Below are 15,400 nucleotides of genomic sequence, written 5' to 3' on the forward strand. Positions count from 1 at the left end.
GATCGACCCTCTCCGGTGTTGTTTCGCCCCTTTGCACATGGCCGCGCGCCGATTTCAAGATACGAGCGGCGCGGCGTCCAGATCGATGCGTCGACACTGGGTGAAAGCCGCTTCGATCAGCAGACCGCGATGGCATTGCTCGGTCGTCTCGCAATAGCAGAGAAGACAGACGCGTCTTTCGAGCGCCAGCGACTGCAATTTGGCCATGCGCGCCATTGCTTCGGGCAATTGCAACTGGCCGGAATAAATCTCACGCAACGTAACCAGGTCGCCTTTTCGCGCCGCCTCGCGGCCCTCCTTCGGCGTGCCGAGTTCGCGGATATGGATATACTCCATGCCTGCCTGCTCGACCGCCGCCCTGAGCGATGTCTTGGAAAAGCCTGGGCGTCGCGACAGCGGCAATGCGCGAATGTCGGCAAGCACATCGATCCGCGCGCCTTTCAATGCTGCGACGAGCGCGTCCTGCGTCGCGCGGGCATAGCCGATGGTGAGAATCTCGTGTGTCATTCCAATCCTGGCGGCGGTGCCGAGTCCGGCGCGCGTTGCGGCGGATACATGGTGTCCATCCGCGCGGTCGAATCCGGATTGCCGACGCCGTGGGTCGGCCCATCGCCGCAGGCGGCGCGAAATTTATCGAGATCGGGACCACCGGACGTGATCGCGTTGGGCGCAGCCCAAACCATGCGCTCGCCCAGCCTGCCGCTCACCTGTCCGCTAATCCGGTTGACCAGCACGTAATAGCCTTCCTCGTCCACATCGAGGCCAGTCTCCGCGTGCAACCAGGCGAGCTTCTCCGTCCCCTGATGGTCGACGAAGAAACACCCGTCGCGAAGGAACACGCGCCCGTAATCCGCCGCCTGCAATTTCAGACCGGTGCGCTGCTCGCTCGCCGGCCAGACGCGAATGCTGCTTTGCGCCGCATCGCTAACGCGCGGCGCGCGCAGGGGAGCCATGAAGCTCCAGCGCAGATGCGGCGGTACATCCCAGCCATTCTCGGCCACCCAGGCATCGAAGTCATCGGCGGTAACGCGGATATCGAACCCACCGATGGGCGCGTCATCGGCCTTGCCGGAAAGCCCATATCCATCGACCACGTCGCGCTCCTGCAATCGGGCGAGCCAGACTTCGCCGATGCGCTTTGCATCGGCGGGCGGTTCCGCAGAAGGGTCGCGGAAAGCCTCATAGGGCTCGATCATGTCGGCATTCGCAATGATCGCAGCATAGTCCGGCGCGGGCGCGGTCAACTGCGTCGCGTAATCGCGATCTTCGGCGAGGGGCCTATTCGGTCCCTCGCCGGCCCCGCAGGCGGCGAGCGCGAGAAGCGGCAAATACAGCATTCGTTTCATGGTGATGGCCTTGCCCCGCACGGCCAGAACCACGGCTGAACGCCGCACTCATCGCATCAGCACGAGTTCTTCCGCCATTGTCGGGTGGATCGCCGTGGTCGCATCGAAATCGGCCTTCGTCAGCCCGGCCTTCACCGCGATGGCAGCCGCCTGCATCATTTCGGGCGCTTCCGGCGATATCATATGAATGCCCACGATCCGCTCATTGTCGCCTTCGCAGATCATCTTGAACAGGCTGCGTTCGTTCCGGCCTGCAACGACATTCTTCATCGCGCGGAAATCCGATTGGTAAACCTTCACGCTGCCCAGGGAATTCTTCGCTTCGCCTTCCGTCATGCCGACCGCGGCGATGGGCGGGTGACTGAAGACGGCGCTTGGGATGCAGGAATGATCGACCGCGACGGGATCGTTCGGGCCGAAGACGCTGTCGGCAAAGGCCTGCCCTTCGCGGATCGCGACAGGCGTTAGCTGAACGCGATCCGTCACGTCGCCCACGGCATAGATGTGGTCGAGATTGGTCTTGCTGAAGCGGTCCACGACCACTTCGCCCTTTTCGCCCAATTCGACGCCGATATCCTCCAGGCCAAGCCCTCCGGTGTTCGGAATGCGGCCGACTGCGAACATCACGACGTCGACTTTCACCTCATCGCAATCGGACATCTTCACGAAATAGCCGCCATCGTCGCACGGCTTGATATACTCGAAGATCGTGTTGAATTTGAACTCGATCCCTTTGGTGATCGAGATCTGCAGCAGCCGGTCGCGCACCGCCTCATCATATTGCCGCAGCAGCGTGTCGCCGCGATTGACGATGGTCACGCGGCTGCCGAATTCGTTGAAAATGCCGGCGAATTCATTGGCGATATAACCGCCGCCGGCGATCACGATCTTCTTCGGCACATCGTCCAGATGAAAGGCCTCGTTGGACGAGATCGCGTGCTCGGCGCCCTGGCATTCGGGCATCCGCGGCCGTGCGCCCGTGGCGATGAGGATATATTTCGCGGTGAGCTTCGTGCCGTCCTCAAGCGTTATTTCATGCGGCCCGGTCAGCTTGGCGGTCTGCTTAAAGATCTCCACATCGTGGTTTTCCAGCGTGTCTGTATAAGCGTCCTCGATGCGCGAGACATCGTCGAACACATTGTCACGCAGCTTCTTCCAGTCGAAGCTTTTCCCTTCGATCGACCAGCCGAATTTCTGGCAATCCTCCAGATCCTCCGCGAAGTGCGCGCCATAGACGAGCATCTTTTTGGGCACGCAACCACGGATCACGCAGGTGCCGCCGACCCGATGCTCCTCGGCAATGGCGACCTTCGCGCCATGCGCCGCTGCCACGCGGCTCGCCCGCACGCCGCCGCTGCCTGCGCCGATGGTGAAGAGGTCGTAATCGTACTGGTCGGCCATAAATTTCCCTTGCGAGCGAGGTGGTTTGGAAGGGCGCTATGCGCGTCTCCCTATCGCTTGCCAACCATGCAGGGTCGCGATCGGTCCCGATCAGCTTTCGAGATAGGGCGCATAGTCGCGCAGCAATTGCCAGGCGCGCATGTCCTGCAGGGTGATCAGCCCTTCGTCCTTGATCCCCGCCTGCCGTTGCAACAGGCGCATGACCGCGCCGCGCTCGGCATCGGTGACACCAGGCATGGTGACGAGCGTGTCCGGGGGGGTCTCGAAGGGCGCATCGAACAGCATGGCGCAGTTCATCGGATCGAAACCGAAGCCGAGGAAAACCAGCCTCTTGCCCTGCGTCACCTCGCCGACAAGCTGGCGCTGGAAACCGCGTTGGTCCGCGCGCTCGGATGCCGTATGCAATTGCTCGACCACGCCAGCGAAATCGTCAGGGTCGCTCTCTCCCCATTCGGCCACTGGCGCGTCGCCCGCCTGCCATTCGAGCCGCCCCGGCGTCCCATAGGGGTGCACGATCCGCAGCTTCTCCGCGACCAGCGCCTGCGCATCGGTCACACTCATGCCGAACGCCATGTGCAGCGCCCAGGGCATGTAGTTTTCGACACTGCGGTCGTAGTTAAAACAGACGATGGAGAGGTTGTCGAAGCAGCTTTCCGCCTTCGCGCGGGGGACGCCGTTCACCACTGCCCGGGCGAGCTGGAACAGCCAGTTCTCCGTGCCGCGCACGGGGAGATCGCCGGGATCGCGCGGCTCGGCCCCCATCGGCGATTCCGCCTCGGCCCGAAGGATGAAATGCGCGATGGCGAGCTTGCCGACGGCGAGCACCATCGGATTGTCGCCATGCTGTTCGAGGATGGCGTCGATGGATGGCGATATCCGCGTGGCGGAGCGGATCGTCTGCCCGGCCTCGAGCAGATCGTCCGTTTTCACCCGCGCCTGTTTCGCAATCGCTTCGATCCGCACAGCCATCGCCGCCATGTCCTCGCTTTCCAGATCGCCGCCAAGGCGCTGGAAATCGAAACTTGCGGCGATGCGGGCAAGCAGCTCTCGCCCGTCAGGAAATTGTAGCTCCGTGGACGCGCCAGCGCCCACCACCAGCGTCGTCTTCGTGCGGATCATCGCGCCAGTGCCTCTGCCTCATGCAACATGAGGGGAGGTCTGGCGAAAGATGTTTAAGATTCAGCTAGCGATGGCGCTCAGCCGCGCGATTGCGCCGGGCCACGCCCGCCGCCACCGCCACCGCGCCGGCGTCGGTTCGACTGGCCGCCCTGCCCCTGCGGGCGGTTAGGCTTGCCCTTGCGCGCCGAATGCTTCGGCTTGCCCGGAGCATCTCCGCGCGGCTTGGGCTTCACCCGCTGACGCTGTTGCTTGGGCGCGGGCTTGGTTGGTCCGACACCTTCGACCACGGCGCGGAAGTTGTCGGGCAGCGGCAGCCGCTCGAAACTCGCATCGGTCTGCTTGTTGATGTCCTTCAGATACTGCCGCTCATCCTCCGCACAAAAGGCGATGGCAACGCCATCCGCCCCTGCGCGCGCCGTGCGGCCGATGCGGTGGACATATTGCTCCGGCACATTGGGCAGCTCGTAATTGATGACGTGTGACACGCCCGGGATGTCGATCCCGCGTGCCGCGACGTCGGTCGCGACCAGGATCGGCGTCTTCGCCCGCTTGAACTCGTCCAGCGCCCGCACACGCTGGGGCTGGCTCTTATTGCCGTGGATGGCGTTGGCGGGAATCCCGCGCTGGCTCAGCTTCTTCACCACGCGATCCGCGCCATGCTTGGTGCGGGTGAAGATCAGCACACGCTCGAAATCGCCCGGCGTCGGGTGCTTTTCAAGCAGGATCATCTCGAGCAGCGTCTGCTTCTCGTCCTGCTGCACCATGAAGAGATACTGGTCGATCCGCTCCGCCGTGGTGGCGGCGGGGGTGACGCTGACGGTGACCGGATTGTTGCAATACTTGCCCACCAGTTCCTTGATCTGCCCCGGCATTGTCGCGCTGAAGAACAGCGTCTGACGGTCCTGCGGGACAAGCTGACTGATGCGGCGCAGTGCGTGGATGAAGCCGAGGTCCAGCATCTGGTCCGCCTCGTCCAGCACCAGCACTTCTACGCCGGAAAGGTTGAACGCCTTCTGATCAATCAGGTCCAGCAGACGGCCAGGGGTGGCAACAAGGATGTCGCAACCGCGATGCAGCTTGTTGCGATCCTTGTTGACGCTGGTGCCGCCGACGATGGAGTGGACCTTCATGCCTGCCAGCGCGCCATAATCCTTGGCCGACTGGGCGATCTGCCCAGCCAGCTCGCGCGTCGGTGCAAGCACCAGCATGCGGCAGGATTTGAATGGGATCTGGTTGTCGGCCTTGCGCAGATTGTCGATGCTGGGCAGCATGAAGGCAGCCGTCTTGCCGGTGCCTGTCTGGGCAATGCCGAGCAGGTCGCGCCCTTCGAGCACGGGCGGAATGGCCTGCGCCTGGATCGGCGTCGGCTCTTTATAGCCCTGCATGTCGAGCGCCTGCATCACAGGCTGCGAAAGACCGAGGTCCTTGAATTGGATAGTCATGTGTAGTGTCGAACTCGCAAAATATGCGGCGCGCAGAGTCAAAGCTCGCGCGGCGCGGGTGTCAAAACGACCCGCGTGAAAAGGGAAGTCTCAGGAAAAATGACCGAAGGGCTACCGGGGCCAGGTGGCTTTCTCACCACCGCCGCTTCACGCTGGCGCGCGCTTCGATGGGGTGCATGTGGTGCAGCGCAGCATCAAAGTCAATGATTTCGCTCTTGCGGGGCTTCTAGAGATCAGCTTGAACTCTAATCTCTTTTTTTCGGTCGACAGCTTCAGCCCACCCCCGCTGCCTTCAGCAGCGCCTCGGTGCTAGCATCGAAGCGTTCGCCGCCCTTCTCGATTTTCTTCGCGATTTCCTTGCCCAGCTCGACGCCGAACTGGTCGAAGGGGTTGATGTCCAGCAGCACGGCGCTGGCGAAGGTCCGATGTTCGTGGAATGCCACCAGCGCGCCGAAGGTGAAGGCATCGAGATCGTCGCACAGGATCGTCGCCGAGGGACGATTGCCGGGATAGTTGCGGTGCGGGTCGTCGCTTTCCTTGCCCGCCATCAAAGCCGCGCCTTGCGCGAAGCAGTTCATCAGCAGGATGTGGTGATGCGCGGCATCGAGCATGTCACCCGGCTCTACGCTGGCAATGAAATCCACCGGCACCAGATGCGTGCCCTGATGAAGCAGCTGGAACACCGCATGCTGCGCGTCCGTGCCCACGCCGCCCCAGGTGATCGGCGCAGTAGGGCCGGCGGGATTGCCATCCACCGTCACGCTCTTCCCGTTCGATTCCATCTCAAGCTGCTGGAGGTAATCGGGCAGCAGGCGCAATCGCTCGTCATAAGCGAAGACGGCGCGGGTCTGCGCGCCTTTTATGCGCAGGTAAAACATATCCGCGAACGCCGCGCGTAGCGGCAGGTTGCCGCGGCCGTCCGTGTCGCGGAAATGCCGGTCCATCGCCGCTGCGCCGTCCAGCATGGCCTGAAAATCGCTCCAGCCCACCGCTGCCGCGATGGGAAAGCCGATGCTAGACCACATGGAATAACGCCCGCCGACGCTCTCCGCGAAAGGCAGGATGCGCGTTTCATCCACGCCCCACTCGACGGCCTTTTCCGGCGCGGCGGTGAGCGCAACGACACGGCCGGTGGGGTCCGAAACGCCGCTATCCGCCAGCCATTTGAGCGCGGACTGCGCGTTGGTCATCGTCTCGATAGTGGTAAAGGTCTTGGACGCGACGGCGACGAAGGTCGTGGCCGGATCGCATTTGGAGAAAGCCTCTTCCAGCGCGACGCCATCCACATTCGAGACGACGTGCACGTCCACTTCCCTGCCGTCCCGCGCCAGCGCATCGACTGCCAGCGCCGGGCCGAGCGCACTGCCGCCAATACCGACATGGATGAGGTGCTTCACCTCTCCGAACGCGCCTTCGTGCATGGCTTCGACAAGCAGCTTCATCCGCTCGCGCAGGGCATCGGCCTCCTCGACACTGGCATCCTGTCCCACACCGCGCAGGGCGGAATGCTCCGCCGCGCGGCCCTCCGTCGGATTGACGACTTCGCCCGCAAACATTCTGTCCCGCATGGCGGCAAAATCGGACGCCTCGGCCAGCGCCTCGAAATCGCCGAGCAGGTCGTCGGTCAGATGCGTTTTCGACCAGTCGAAGAGAATGCCCGCCGCGACCTCGCCCGGCTGCCAGCGCACTGAGAGCTTGTCCACCCGGTCGCCATCTTCGGCAAAAAGCTCCTCCAGTGTCGGATCGGGATGGAGGGCAAGCTTCTTCCAGGCTTCGTCGCGGGTGAGTGTCACGCTGATATCGTCCTTTCCTACAATTCTGCTCTCTCGCTAGGCCAGCGGGCGATGATTGAAAACCTGCGAAATACCTATGCGCCGGGCGCAGGAAATTCCGCTCCAGGACACTGTCACACCTGTCACACCTGCGGGCGACCGGCATTGTGACGCTTGACGCGCGGCGCGGCTCGCAACATGACCTCGCCGCAATGACAGACGCGAACATCCGAGAGATCGAGGAGCCTACGGGCACCAAGGGCGAGAAGCCGGCGAAGGAGGAAGACTGGAAGAGCTTCGGCTGGTTCCTCGTCAAGCTGGTGATCGTGGTGCTGGTCTTCCGCACCTTCTTCTTCACCAGTTTCAACATCCCCAGCGAAAGCATGCTGCCCCGGCTGCTGGTCGGCGACTATCTGCAGGCGCAGAAATGGTCCTACGGCTATTCGCGCTTCTCCCTGCCCTTCGATCTGGACGTTGGCGATGGACGGATCTTCGCCAGCCAGCCTGATCGCGGCGATATCGTGATCTTCAAGCACCCGGTGGACGAGGCGGACTATATCAAGCGCGTGATCGGCCTGCCGGGGGATACCGTGCAGATGGCCAGCGGCGTGCTCCTGCTGAACGGAGTGCCGGTCGGCACGGAGCGGATCGAGGATCTCGTCCTGCCGGTGGAATCGCCGATGGTCTGCCGCGCGGGTGGCGAGTTCGTTCCTGCGAATGGCGGCGATGCAGCGACCTGCATCTATCCGCAATTCCGCGAAACGCTGCCGGGCGGCGTCAGCTACAACATCCTCGATCTCGGCACCTTCCCGCAGGACGACACCGCGCCCATCACCGTGCCCGAGGGCATGCTGTTCCTGATGGGCGACAATCGCGACAACTCGCTCGACAGCCGCTTTCCCGCGGAACCCGGACGGGGCATCGGACTGGTGCCGGAAGCCAACCTCGTGGCCGAGGCGAGCTTCATGTACTGGTCCACCGATGGCACGTCGGAATGGGTCAAGCCGTGGACCTGGTTCACCGCCGCGCGCTGGAGCAGGATGTTCCGCGGCATATGAGCGAGCTTTCCGCCGAAACGCGCGAGTGGCTGGAAGAGAACGGCTTCACCGTGCGCCGGGCCGACCTCTGGAAGGAAGCGCTGACCCACGGCAGCACCGGTGACAAGCGCGATTACCAGCGGCTCGAATTCCTGGGCGATCGCGTGCTCGGCCTCACCATCGCGCACTGGCTCTACGCCGATGGACGCGATGCCGAAGGGCGCATGGCGCAGCGGCTGAACGCTCTCGTTTCTAAAGGTGCCTGCGCCGCCCGGGCGCGGGAACTGGACGTGTCGGATCATGTGCGCATGGGAAAGCAGGCACGTGAGGACGGCGCGCATGACAGCGAGAATGTGCTCGGCGACATCATGGAATCGCTGCTTGGCGCGAATTTCCTCGAAGCCGGGTTCGACGCGACGCGCGATCTAATCCGCATCCTCTGGCGCGACGCCGTCCACGGTGCGGTAGGGCAGAACAAGCATCCCAAGAGCGCGCTGCAGGAATGGGCAGCTGGCAATCAGCGACGCCCGCCCGAATACGAAGTGGTCGATACGCTTGGGCCGGACCACGCGCGCCGCTTCACCGTGCGCGTAAGCGTCCACAAGGTCGGCGAGGTGGAGGCAACTGCAAGCGGCAAGCAGGAAGCCGAAACCGAAGCGGCGAAGCTCTTCATGGAGAAATTCGGATGAGCGAGAAGCAAAGCAGATGCGGCCTCGTCGCCGTGATCGGCGCGCCCAATGCCGGCAAGTCCACGCTGGTGAACCAGCTTGTCGGCCAGAAGGTCGCGATTACCTCGCCAAAGGCGCAGACAACCCGCGCGCGGCTCCTTGGCATAGCGTTGCATGGCGACACCCAGATCCTGCTCGTTGACACGCCCGGCATTTTCGAGCCGAAGCGTCGCCTCGACAGGGCGATGGTGAGCGCCGCCTGGGAAGGAACGACAGCGGCCGATGCGCTGGTCCTGCTCGTCGATCCGGTAAAGCAACGCAGGCATGAACTGATGCCGCTGCTCGACGCGCTGAAAGACCGGCCCGAGCGCAAGATCCTCGTTCTCAACAAGGTCGATGTCAGTCCGAAGGAGCCGCTGCTCGCACTGGCGCAGGAGCTTGGCGAGGCGGTCGAATTTTCAGAGGTGTTCTTCGTGTCCGCGCTGACCGGCGACGGCGTGCCCGAACTGAAGGATCGGCTGGCCGAACTCATGCCAGAGGGGCCGTGGCACTATCCCGAGGACCAGGTATCGGACGCCAGCGAGCGCCTTCTCGCCGCCGAAGTGACGCGCGAACAGCTATATCGCCAGCTGCACGAGGAACTGCCGTATGACGCTGCCGTGCGTCACGAAAGCTATGAACAGCGGCCCGACGGCAGCGTCGAAATCCGACAGCAGATCGTGATCGCCCGAAGCAGCCAGAAGCCGATCGTGCTCGGTAAAGGCGGGCGACGCATCAGGGAGATCGGCGAGGAAGCGCGCAAGGAACTTTCCGAAATCCTCGGCCAGAAAGTGCACCTGTTCCTGCACGTGAAGGTCGATGAACGCTGGGCCGAAAATCGCGAGGTGTATGAGGAGATGGGGCTCGACTGGGTGAATTGACGCTGTTCTACAGCCGAGAGCAAAGCGTATCCGCACTGCGGCTCTTTCACACCGTCTGACTCATCGCTTCTTCGCCACCGCGATCTTGTGCTTTTTTGCAAAATCGCGCGTCGATTCCTCGCTGCGATTGAGCGCTTTGGCGATCTGCTTGAGGCCATGCCCCTTGGAGGCAAGCAGCTTGAGCTTGCCTGCCTCCTCTCCGTTCCATGGCTGCTTGTGCCGCTCAAATCGCTCTTTCGCCATCATTTATCGCTTCCGCCCTGCGTGTCCGTCCGGGCACCGGGCCGCCTTTAAATCAATGAAGTTACGGGGCAATCCGTTGAATGGCAAAGGTGACACCGTGTCACCTTCGTCACTCTAATCCTTCGCCGCGGCTTTCTTCCTGGGCGCCGCCTTCTTCTTCGCAGCTGGCTTCTTCTTCGCAGGCGCCTTGCGCTTCTTCTTCGCCGGGCCCTTCGCCGCTTTCTCCGCGATCATGGCCAGCGCCTCTTCCAGCGTCAGCGCGTCCTTGTCCTTATCGCGCGGAATGGTAGCATTGACGTTGCCATCCGTCACGTATGGGCCATAGCGCCCGTCCATCAGCTTCACGTCGTCGCCTGCCTCGGTCTTGCCGAGCACTTTCAGCGGTTCGCGAGCGCCGCGGCTGCCGCCCTTGCGATTGGCGGCCTCCGCCAGCAGCGTGACCGCCGCGTTCATGCCGGTATCGAAGACATCGCGCGTGCTCTGCAGCTTCGCGTATTTACCGTCGTGACGTAAGTAAGGGCCGTAGCGCCCGATGGCTGCCTCGATCTCCTTGCCCGTTTCGGGATGCGCGCCGACGATGCGCGGAAGCCCGAGCAATTTCAGCGCCCATTCGAGATCGAAATCGTCGATGTCTTTGGGGATGCTGGCGCGCTTGGCTTCCTTTCCCTCGCCCAGCTGAACATAGGGGCCGAACCGACCGGTCTTGCGTTCCACGGGAAGACCGGTGTCGGGATCTTCGCCCATCACCGTATCGTCCGACCCGTCGCCATCGCCTGGCTGGCCGAACTTGCGGCGAAAAGTGCACTCCGGATAATTTACGCAACCGATAAAAGCACCGTAGCGTCCGCCGCGCAGGTGGAGCTCACCACCTTCTCGATCCTGCTCCGCGCAGAGGGGGCACCAGCGCGGATCGTGGCCGTCGGCGCGTTCGGGAAAGAGGAAATCGGCGAGAAATTCGTCGAGCACTTCGGTCACTTCCGAAGGCTGGCGCTCCATGACCTCGTCGCTCTTCGGCTTGAAGTCGCGCCAGAACGCCTCGAGCAGCGCTTTGTACTCGGCCCGCCCGCCGGAAACCTCGTCCAGCTCCTCTTCCATCTCGGCGGTGAAATCGTAGGCGACGTAGCGGGGAAAAAAGCGTTCGAGAAATGCCGTCAGGAGCCGTCCGGAATCCTCTGCGAAGAAGCGGTTTTTTTCCATCCGAACATAGTCGCGATCGCGCAGCGTCTGGATGGTCGAGGCGTAGGTAGAAGGTCGCCCGATGCCGAGTTCCTCCAGCCGCTTCACCAGGCTCGCTTCGGAGAAGCGCGGTGGCGGCTGGGTGAAATGCTGGATTGCCTCCACATCCTTCTTTGCCGGCGCATCGCCTTTCCGCATCACCGGCAGCAGGTTGTCGTCGTCATCTTCCGACTTCTCGTCGAAACTTTCGGAATAGACGGCGAGGAAGCCAGGAAACTTCACGACCTGTCCGGTGGCGCGCAGTTCGTGCTGGCCGGTCGGATCGCGCATGTTGACGGTCGTGCGTTCCAGCTGCGCGGTCGCCATCTGGCTCGCCATCGCGCGCTTGAAGATCAGATCGTAGAGTTTCGCCTCATCGCCGGACCCGGCGCGATCCTTCCGGAAATCGGTCGGTCGGATGGCCTCATGCGCTTCCTGTGTGTTTTTCGCCTTGGTCTTGTAAAAGCGCGGCTTTTCGGGGCGATAATCCTCGCTGAAACGATCTGCGATGGCATCGCGCGCGGCCATGATGGCGGACATGTCCATCTGCACACCGTCCGTCCGCATGTAGGTGATGGCGCCCGCTTCGTAGAGCTTTTGCGCGCACCGCATCGTGTGGCTGGCGGAAAAGCCGAGCTTGCGTGCGGCCTCCTGTTGCAGCGTTGAGGTGGTGAAAGGCGGCGCCGGACTGCGCTTCAGCGGCTTGGTTTCCACCTCCTCGACGGTAAAGCGGCCGTCCTCGACCGCCTTCTTCGCCGCATCGGCCATGCCCTTGTCGCCGATGCTGAGCCGCTCCAGCTTCTTCCCGTCGAAGCGCGCCAGCCGCGCGTCGAAGCCGGTGCCATCGTGCTCCATCTTCGCGGTGACGGACCAGTACTCCTGTGGCACGAAAACCTCGATCTCGTGCTCGCGTTCGCAGATCAGACGCAGCGCAACCGATTGCACACGCCCCGCCGATTTGGCCCCCGGCAGCTTGCGCCATAGGACCGGCGAAAGCGTGAAACCGAACAGGTAATCGAGCGCACGGCGGCCGAGATAAGCGTCGATCAGGTCCTGATCGAGCTCTCTCGGGGCCTTCATGGCATCGGTCACGGCCTGTTTGGTGATGGCATTGAACGTCACCCGCTCGACATCGCCGGGCAACGCCTTTTTCTTCTTGAGCAGTTCGAGGACGTGCCAGCTGATCGCCTCCCCTTCCCTGTCGGGGTCGGTGGCGAGGATCAGGCGGTCGGACTTCTTCGCCGCGTCGGCGATCGCCTTGACCTGCTCCCGGTTGCGCTTGTCGGAATAGACTTCCCAGTCCATCGCGAAACCCTCGTCCGGGCGCACGCTGCCATCCTTCGGCGGCAGATCGCGGACATGGCCGTAGCTGGCGAGAACCTTGAAGTCCTTGCCAAGATATTTCTCGATGGTCTTCGCCTTCGCTGGCGACTCGACGATTACAAGCTGCATGATGTTCTGAGGTAATCCCTACACGTGTACGTATGCGCGAGAGTGGTGACGGGCCGGACCGTTCGTCAAGCGGAGAGTTCAGGCGAAGACATCGGTCAACTCCTCGGTGCTGTCGCTCAGCAGCCCGTTTTGTCGCAGTATGCGTTGGTGAGCAGATATTGCGCGACGAAGTAGCCCATTGCACTCGCGATGCCGACAATGCCGGACAAAGGATCGCTAAGCTGGGCAATGAGGGCCGCGAGTAAGAACGCCGTCAGGTAGATGGCCACTTCGCGCTTTGCATCCACGAGTACGCGAAACGTGCCGCTGATCAATTCGCCGACATCAGTCGTTTTATTTTGAACGTAAGGCATTGGCCTAGCCGAACACTTCTTCCAGCGCCGCGCTATCGTCACGAAGCAGGACGAAGCCGGCAAAGCCGAGAAGGAAGCTGTAGATCGAATTTGCTGCAGCGGCTGCATTGGCGACTGCCAATGCGGCGATGTGCACCGTCTGGTCCGCGTCGTAGGCGTAGGAATAGGCGAGGAAGGTGACGCCGATCAGCAGCATGCCGATGATGTAAGCCGCAAGAAGTTTCCAGAAGACGGGCCCGGTCATTTCCCAGCTTTTCGATATCGGACTGTTGCCGCCTGCAAAAACCGCCGGAAACGCCAGAAGCCAGCGCACCGTCAACACGATGCCGGGGATGACGAGAAGCAGAAAACCGATCGCTGTTCCGAGGCCGACGAGAAATGCGACGCCGAAATATGAGCCGAAGCCCGGGCCGGTCTCCCCCTCCCCGATCAGCCCGACATGCTGCGCCAGCCCTTTGGCAAGGAAATAGCAGATGACGAATTGCGCGATTGCGATGACGATGCCGATCCAGATGCCGTCGGGAAAGTAGAATTCGATAGCAAAGCCCACGGCGAACAGCGCGAAGAAGACCGGCACAATGGTCGCCAGACTGCGGCGGGCAAGCTCCAACATCGCAGATGTAAGTTGTGAAAACTCGAAGTTCCGTTCCATGATGCCCCAGTTTCGATTTCAGCCCGACAAGCTAACGCGCCCCCCGGCGTGCCTTTGCAATCTTCCCGCAATCTCCAATTCCAGCAAGGCCATTTGCACGCTGCCGGCGCTGTCGCCCGACTGCCGGATAAGTTCGTCCACGGCCACCGGCGCAAGCGTCAGCAGGTTCGCTATCGCATCGGTATCGCCCTCCTGCACCTCGTCGAAGCTGGCGAAATCGGCGGGTGTGACCGGATCGCGGAAGCTGGAGCGAGGGACGCCGTCGAAGCCGGTCAGCAATTCGATCACATTTTCCGGCTCCTGCACCAGCACGGCACCTTCGCGGATGAGGTGATTGCACCCCTGACTGCGCGCTTCGAGCGGACTGCCGGGAATGGCCATGACTTCGCGCCCCGCCTCACCCGCCAACCGCGCAGTAATCAGCGAGCCCGATTTGGGTGCAGCCTCCACCACGAGCGTACCCATGGCGAGCCCGGCGATGATCCGGTTGCGTTTCGGAAAATGCTGTCCCCGCGGCTCCGTGCCCGGTGCTTCCTCGGCAATGAGCAACGCCTCGCTCGCGATCTGCTCCTGCAGCTTGGTGTGCTGCGGCGGGTAGGCGATATCGATGCCGCTGGCGATGACACCGATGGTGTGAGGTATCGAACCCTCGTGGCAGGCTCCGTCGATCCCGCGCGCAAGGCCCGAAACGACGGTGAAGCCGCCATCGGCCAGTTCACGGGCGAAATCGCGCGCAAGCTTGACTGCCGCCGCCGAAGCGTTGCGTGCCCCGACCATCGCCACGCATGGCTGATTTGCCAGCGCCATGTCGCCGCGCACGGTGATGATCGGCGGGGCGTTCTCCATCTCGCCCAGCAGCGCGGGATAGTCCGGCATGTCGTGAAAGACATATCGCGCACCCGCCTTCCGCGCGGCTGTCACTTCCCGCTCTATCCGCTCTCGCGGGGCTGGCCGGTAGTCGCGCTTGGCACCGCGCTTGGCGAGGTCTGGCAGTGCCTCGATAGCCTCCTGCGCCGTCCTGAATCGCGCAAGCAACTGCGCATAGATGACCGGGCCGATATGTGCCGAACGCAGCAGCCGGATGCGGGCGAATGCCTCCTCCTGCGAAAGCTTCGACGCAGTCACGACTTGCTGCCGACCCGCGGTTCCTCACCGCGCAGGAGGCGGCCGATATTGGCGCGGTGCAGCCAAACGATCAGCGCTGCGATAATTGCGAGGACGGGGCCGAAATGCGCGAAACCAAGCAGCCACGCGCCGAGGGCCGCAGCGATCACCGCGCTCATTCCTGCAACCGAACTGATACGACCGAGCGCCAGAACTGCAATCCAGACAACAGCGTAGACGACGCCGATTGGCCATGCGAGACCGAAGCTGACGCCTGCATTCGTAGCAACCCCCTTTCCGCCCCTGAATCTGAGCCAGACGGGGAAGCAGTGACCGAGGACCGCGCCGAGTGCGGCGAGTGATTTGCATTCCTCGACAAGGTTTGCGGGCTGGATGCGGGGACCATCGAAGCCCCAGAGCCATGATGCGAGCAACACCGGTACGAAACCCTTGGCGAAATCGAGCAGCAGGGTTGCCACAGCCAGCCACTTGCTACCGGTACGCAGCACATTGGTCGCGCCGATATTGCCACTGCCGATGGAGCGGATATCGCCCTTGCCGGCCGCCCTTGCGAGCAAAAGGCCGAAGGGGATCGAGCCGCTCAGATACCCGATCAGAAATGCGCCAAAAAGGTCCAAATGAAATTCTCCGCTCGTCCCGAGCTTGTCGAAGGACC

Annotated in this window: 15 protein-coding genes; 3 read left to right on the forward strand and 12 right to left on the reverse strand. The window is 62.6% G+C overall.

The window, feature by feature from the left end; all coding sequences use genetic code 11:
* Window positions 1–54: 54 nt before the first annotated feature.
* The 6 genes from D6201_RS04160 to pgi form a co-directional block, all read right to left on the reverse strand.
* The gene (locus D6201_RS04160; RefSeq protein ID WP_120047673.1) at window positions 55–507 is read right to left on the reverse strand and encodes a DUF488 domain-containing protein; all 453 of its coding nucleotides are present in this window, start codon (window positions 505–507) and stop codon (window positions 55–57) included.
* Window positions 504–1,394, reverse strand: a complete 891-nt coding sequence (locus D6201_RS04165; protein ID WP_120047674.1) for a hypothetical protein — start codon at window positions 1,392–1,394, stop codon at window positions 504–506. The genes D6201_RS04160 and D6201_RS04165 overlap by 4 nt, the downstream gene beginning before the upstream one ends.
* Entirely contained in the window at window positions 1,395–2,747 is a 1,353-nt protein-coding gene (gene gorA / locus D6201_RS04170) for a glutathione-disulfide reductase (RefSeq protein ID WP_120047675.1), read from the reverse strand.
* A gap of 90 nt (window positions 2,748–2,837) precedes the next feature.
* Entirely contained in the window at window positions 2,838–3,866 is a 1,029-nt protein-coding gene (locus D6201_RS04175) for a hypothetical protein (protein WP_120047676.1), read from the reverse strand.
* Window positions 3,867–3,943: 77 nt separating this feature from the next.
* Entirely contained in the window at window positions 3,944–5,308 is a 1,365-nt protein-coding gene (locus D6201_RS04180; protein WP_120047677.1) for a DEAD/DEAH box helicase, read from the reverse strand.
* Window positions 5,309–5,580: 272 nt separating this feature from the next.
* A complete protein-coding gene (pgi, locus tag D6201_RS04185; protein ID WP_120047678.1) occupies window positions 5,581–7,101 on the reverse strand; it encodes a glucose-6-phosphate isomerase in 1,521 nt (506 codons plus the stop codon).
* A 191-nt stretch (window positions 7,102–7,292) separates the two neighbouring features.
* On the opposite strand from pgi, the gene lepB reads away from it, so the two are divergent.
* The 3 genes from lepB to era are packed head-to-tail and all read left to right on the forward strand — an operon-like array spanning window position 7,293 to window position 9,705.
* Window positions 7,293–8,138, forward strand: a complete 846-nt coding sequence (lepB, locus tag D6201_RS04190) for a signal peptidase I (protein ID WP_120047679.1) — start codon at window positions 7,293–7,295, stop codon at window positions 8,136–8,138.
* Window positions 8,135–8,806 carry a ribonuclease III gene (gene rnc / locus D6201_RS04195; protein WP_120049191.1) on the forward strand — a complete coding sequence of 224 codons (672 nt, stop codon included), beginning with the start codon at window positions 8,135–8,137 and terminating at the stop codon, window positions 8,804–8,806. The genes lepB and rnc overlap by 4 nt, the downstream gene beginning before the upstream one ends.
* Window positions 8,803–9,705, forward strand: a complete 903-nt coding sequence (gene era, locus D6201_RS04200) for a GTPase Era (protein ID WP_120047680.1) — start codon at window positions 8,803–8,805, stop codon at window positions 9,703–9,705. The genes rnc and era overlap by 4 nt, the downstream gene beginning before the upstream one ends.
* Before the next feature lie 60 nt (window positions 9,706–9,765).
* Here the strand turns inward: era and D6201_RS04205 are convergent, their stop codons facing one another.
* From D6201_RS04205 to plsY, 6 genes are all read right to left on the reverse strand, one after another.
* A complete protein-coding gene (locus D6201_RS04205; RefSeq protein WP_120049192.1) occupies window positions 9,766–9,948 on the reverse strand; it encodes a hypothetical protein in 183 nt (60 codons plus the stop codon).
* A 114-nt stretch (window positions 9,949–10,062) separates the two neighbouring features.
* Window positions 10,063–12,615: a type I DNA topoisomerase gene (gene topA / locus D6201_RS04210; protein WP_120047681.1), complete on the reverse strand. Its 2,553-nt coding sequence runs from the start codon at window positions 12,613–12,615 to the stop codon at window positions 10,063–10,065.
* Window positions 12,616–12,731: 116 nt separating this feature from the next.
* Entirely contained in the window at window positions 12,732–12,968 is a 237-nt protein-coding gene (locus tag D6201_RS04215) for a hypothetical protein (RefSeq protein WP_120047682.1), read from the reverse strand.
* A gap of 4 nt (window positions 12,969–12,972) precedes the next feature.
* Window positions 12,973–13,620: a hypothetical protein gene (locus D6201_RS04220; protein ID WP_165853490.1), complete on the reverse strand. Its 648-nt coding sequence runs from the start codon at window positions 13,618–13,620 to the stop codon at window positions 12,973–12,975.
* Window positions 13,621–13,638: 18 nt separating this feature from the next.
* Window positions 13,639–14,745 carry a DNA-processing protein DprA gene (gene dprA, locus D6201_RS04225; RefSeq protein WP_120047684.1) on the reverse strand — a complete coding sequence of 369 codons (1,107 nt, stop codon included), beginning with the start codon at window positions 14,743–14,745 and terminating at the stop codon, window positions 13,639–13,641.
* A complete protein-coding gene (gene plsY, locus D6201_RS04230) occupies window positions 14,742–15,362 on the reverse strand; it encodes a glycerol-3-phosphate 1-O-acyltransferase PlsY (protein ID WP_120047685.1) in 621 nt (206 codons plus the stop codon). Before plsY ends, dprA begins: the two co-directional genes overlap by 4 nt.
* Window positions 15,363–15,400 lie beyond the last annotated feature (38 nt).

The organism is Aurantiacibacter aquimixticola, assembly GCF_003605475.1.
Taxonomy (GTDB): domain Bacteria; phylum Pseudomonadota; class Alphaproteobacteria; order Sphingomonadales; family Sphingomonadaceae; genus Alteraurantiacibacter; species Alteraurantiacibacter aquimixticola_B.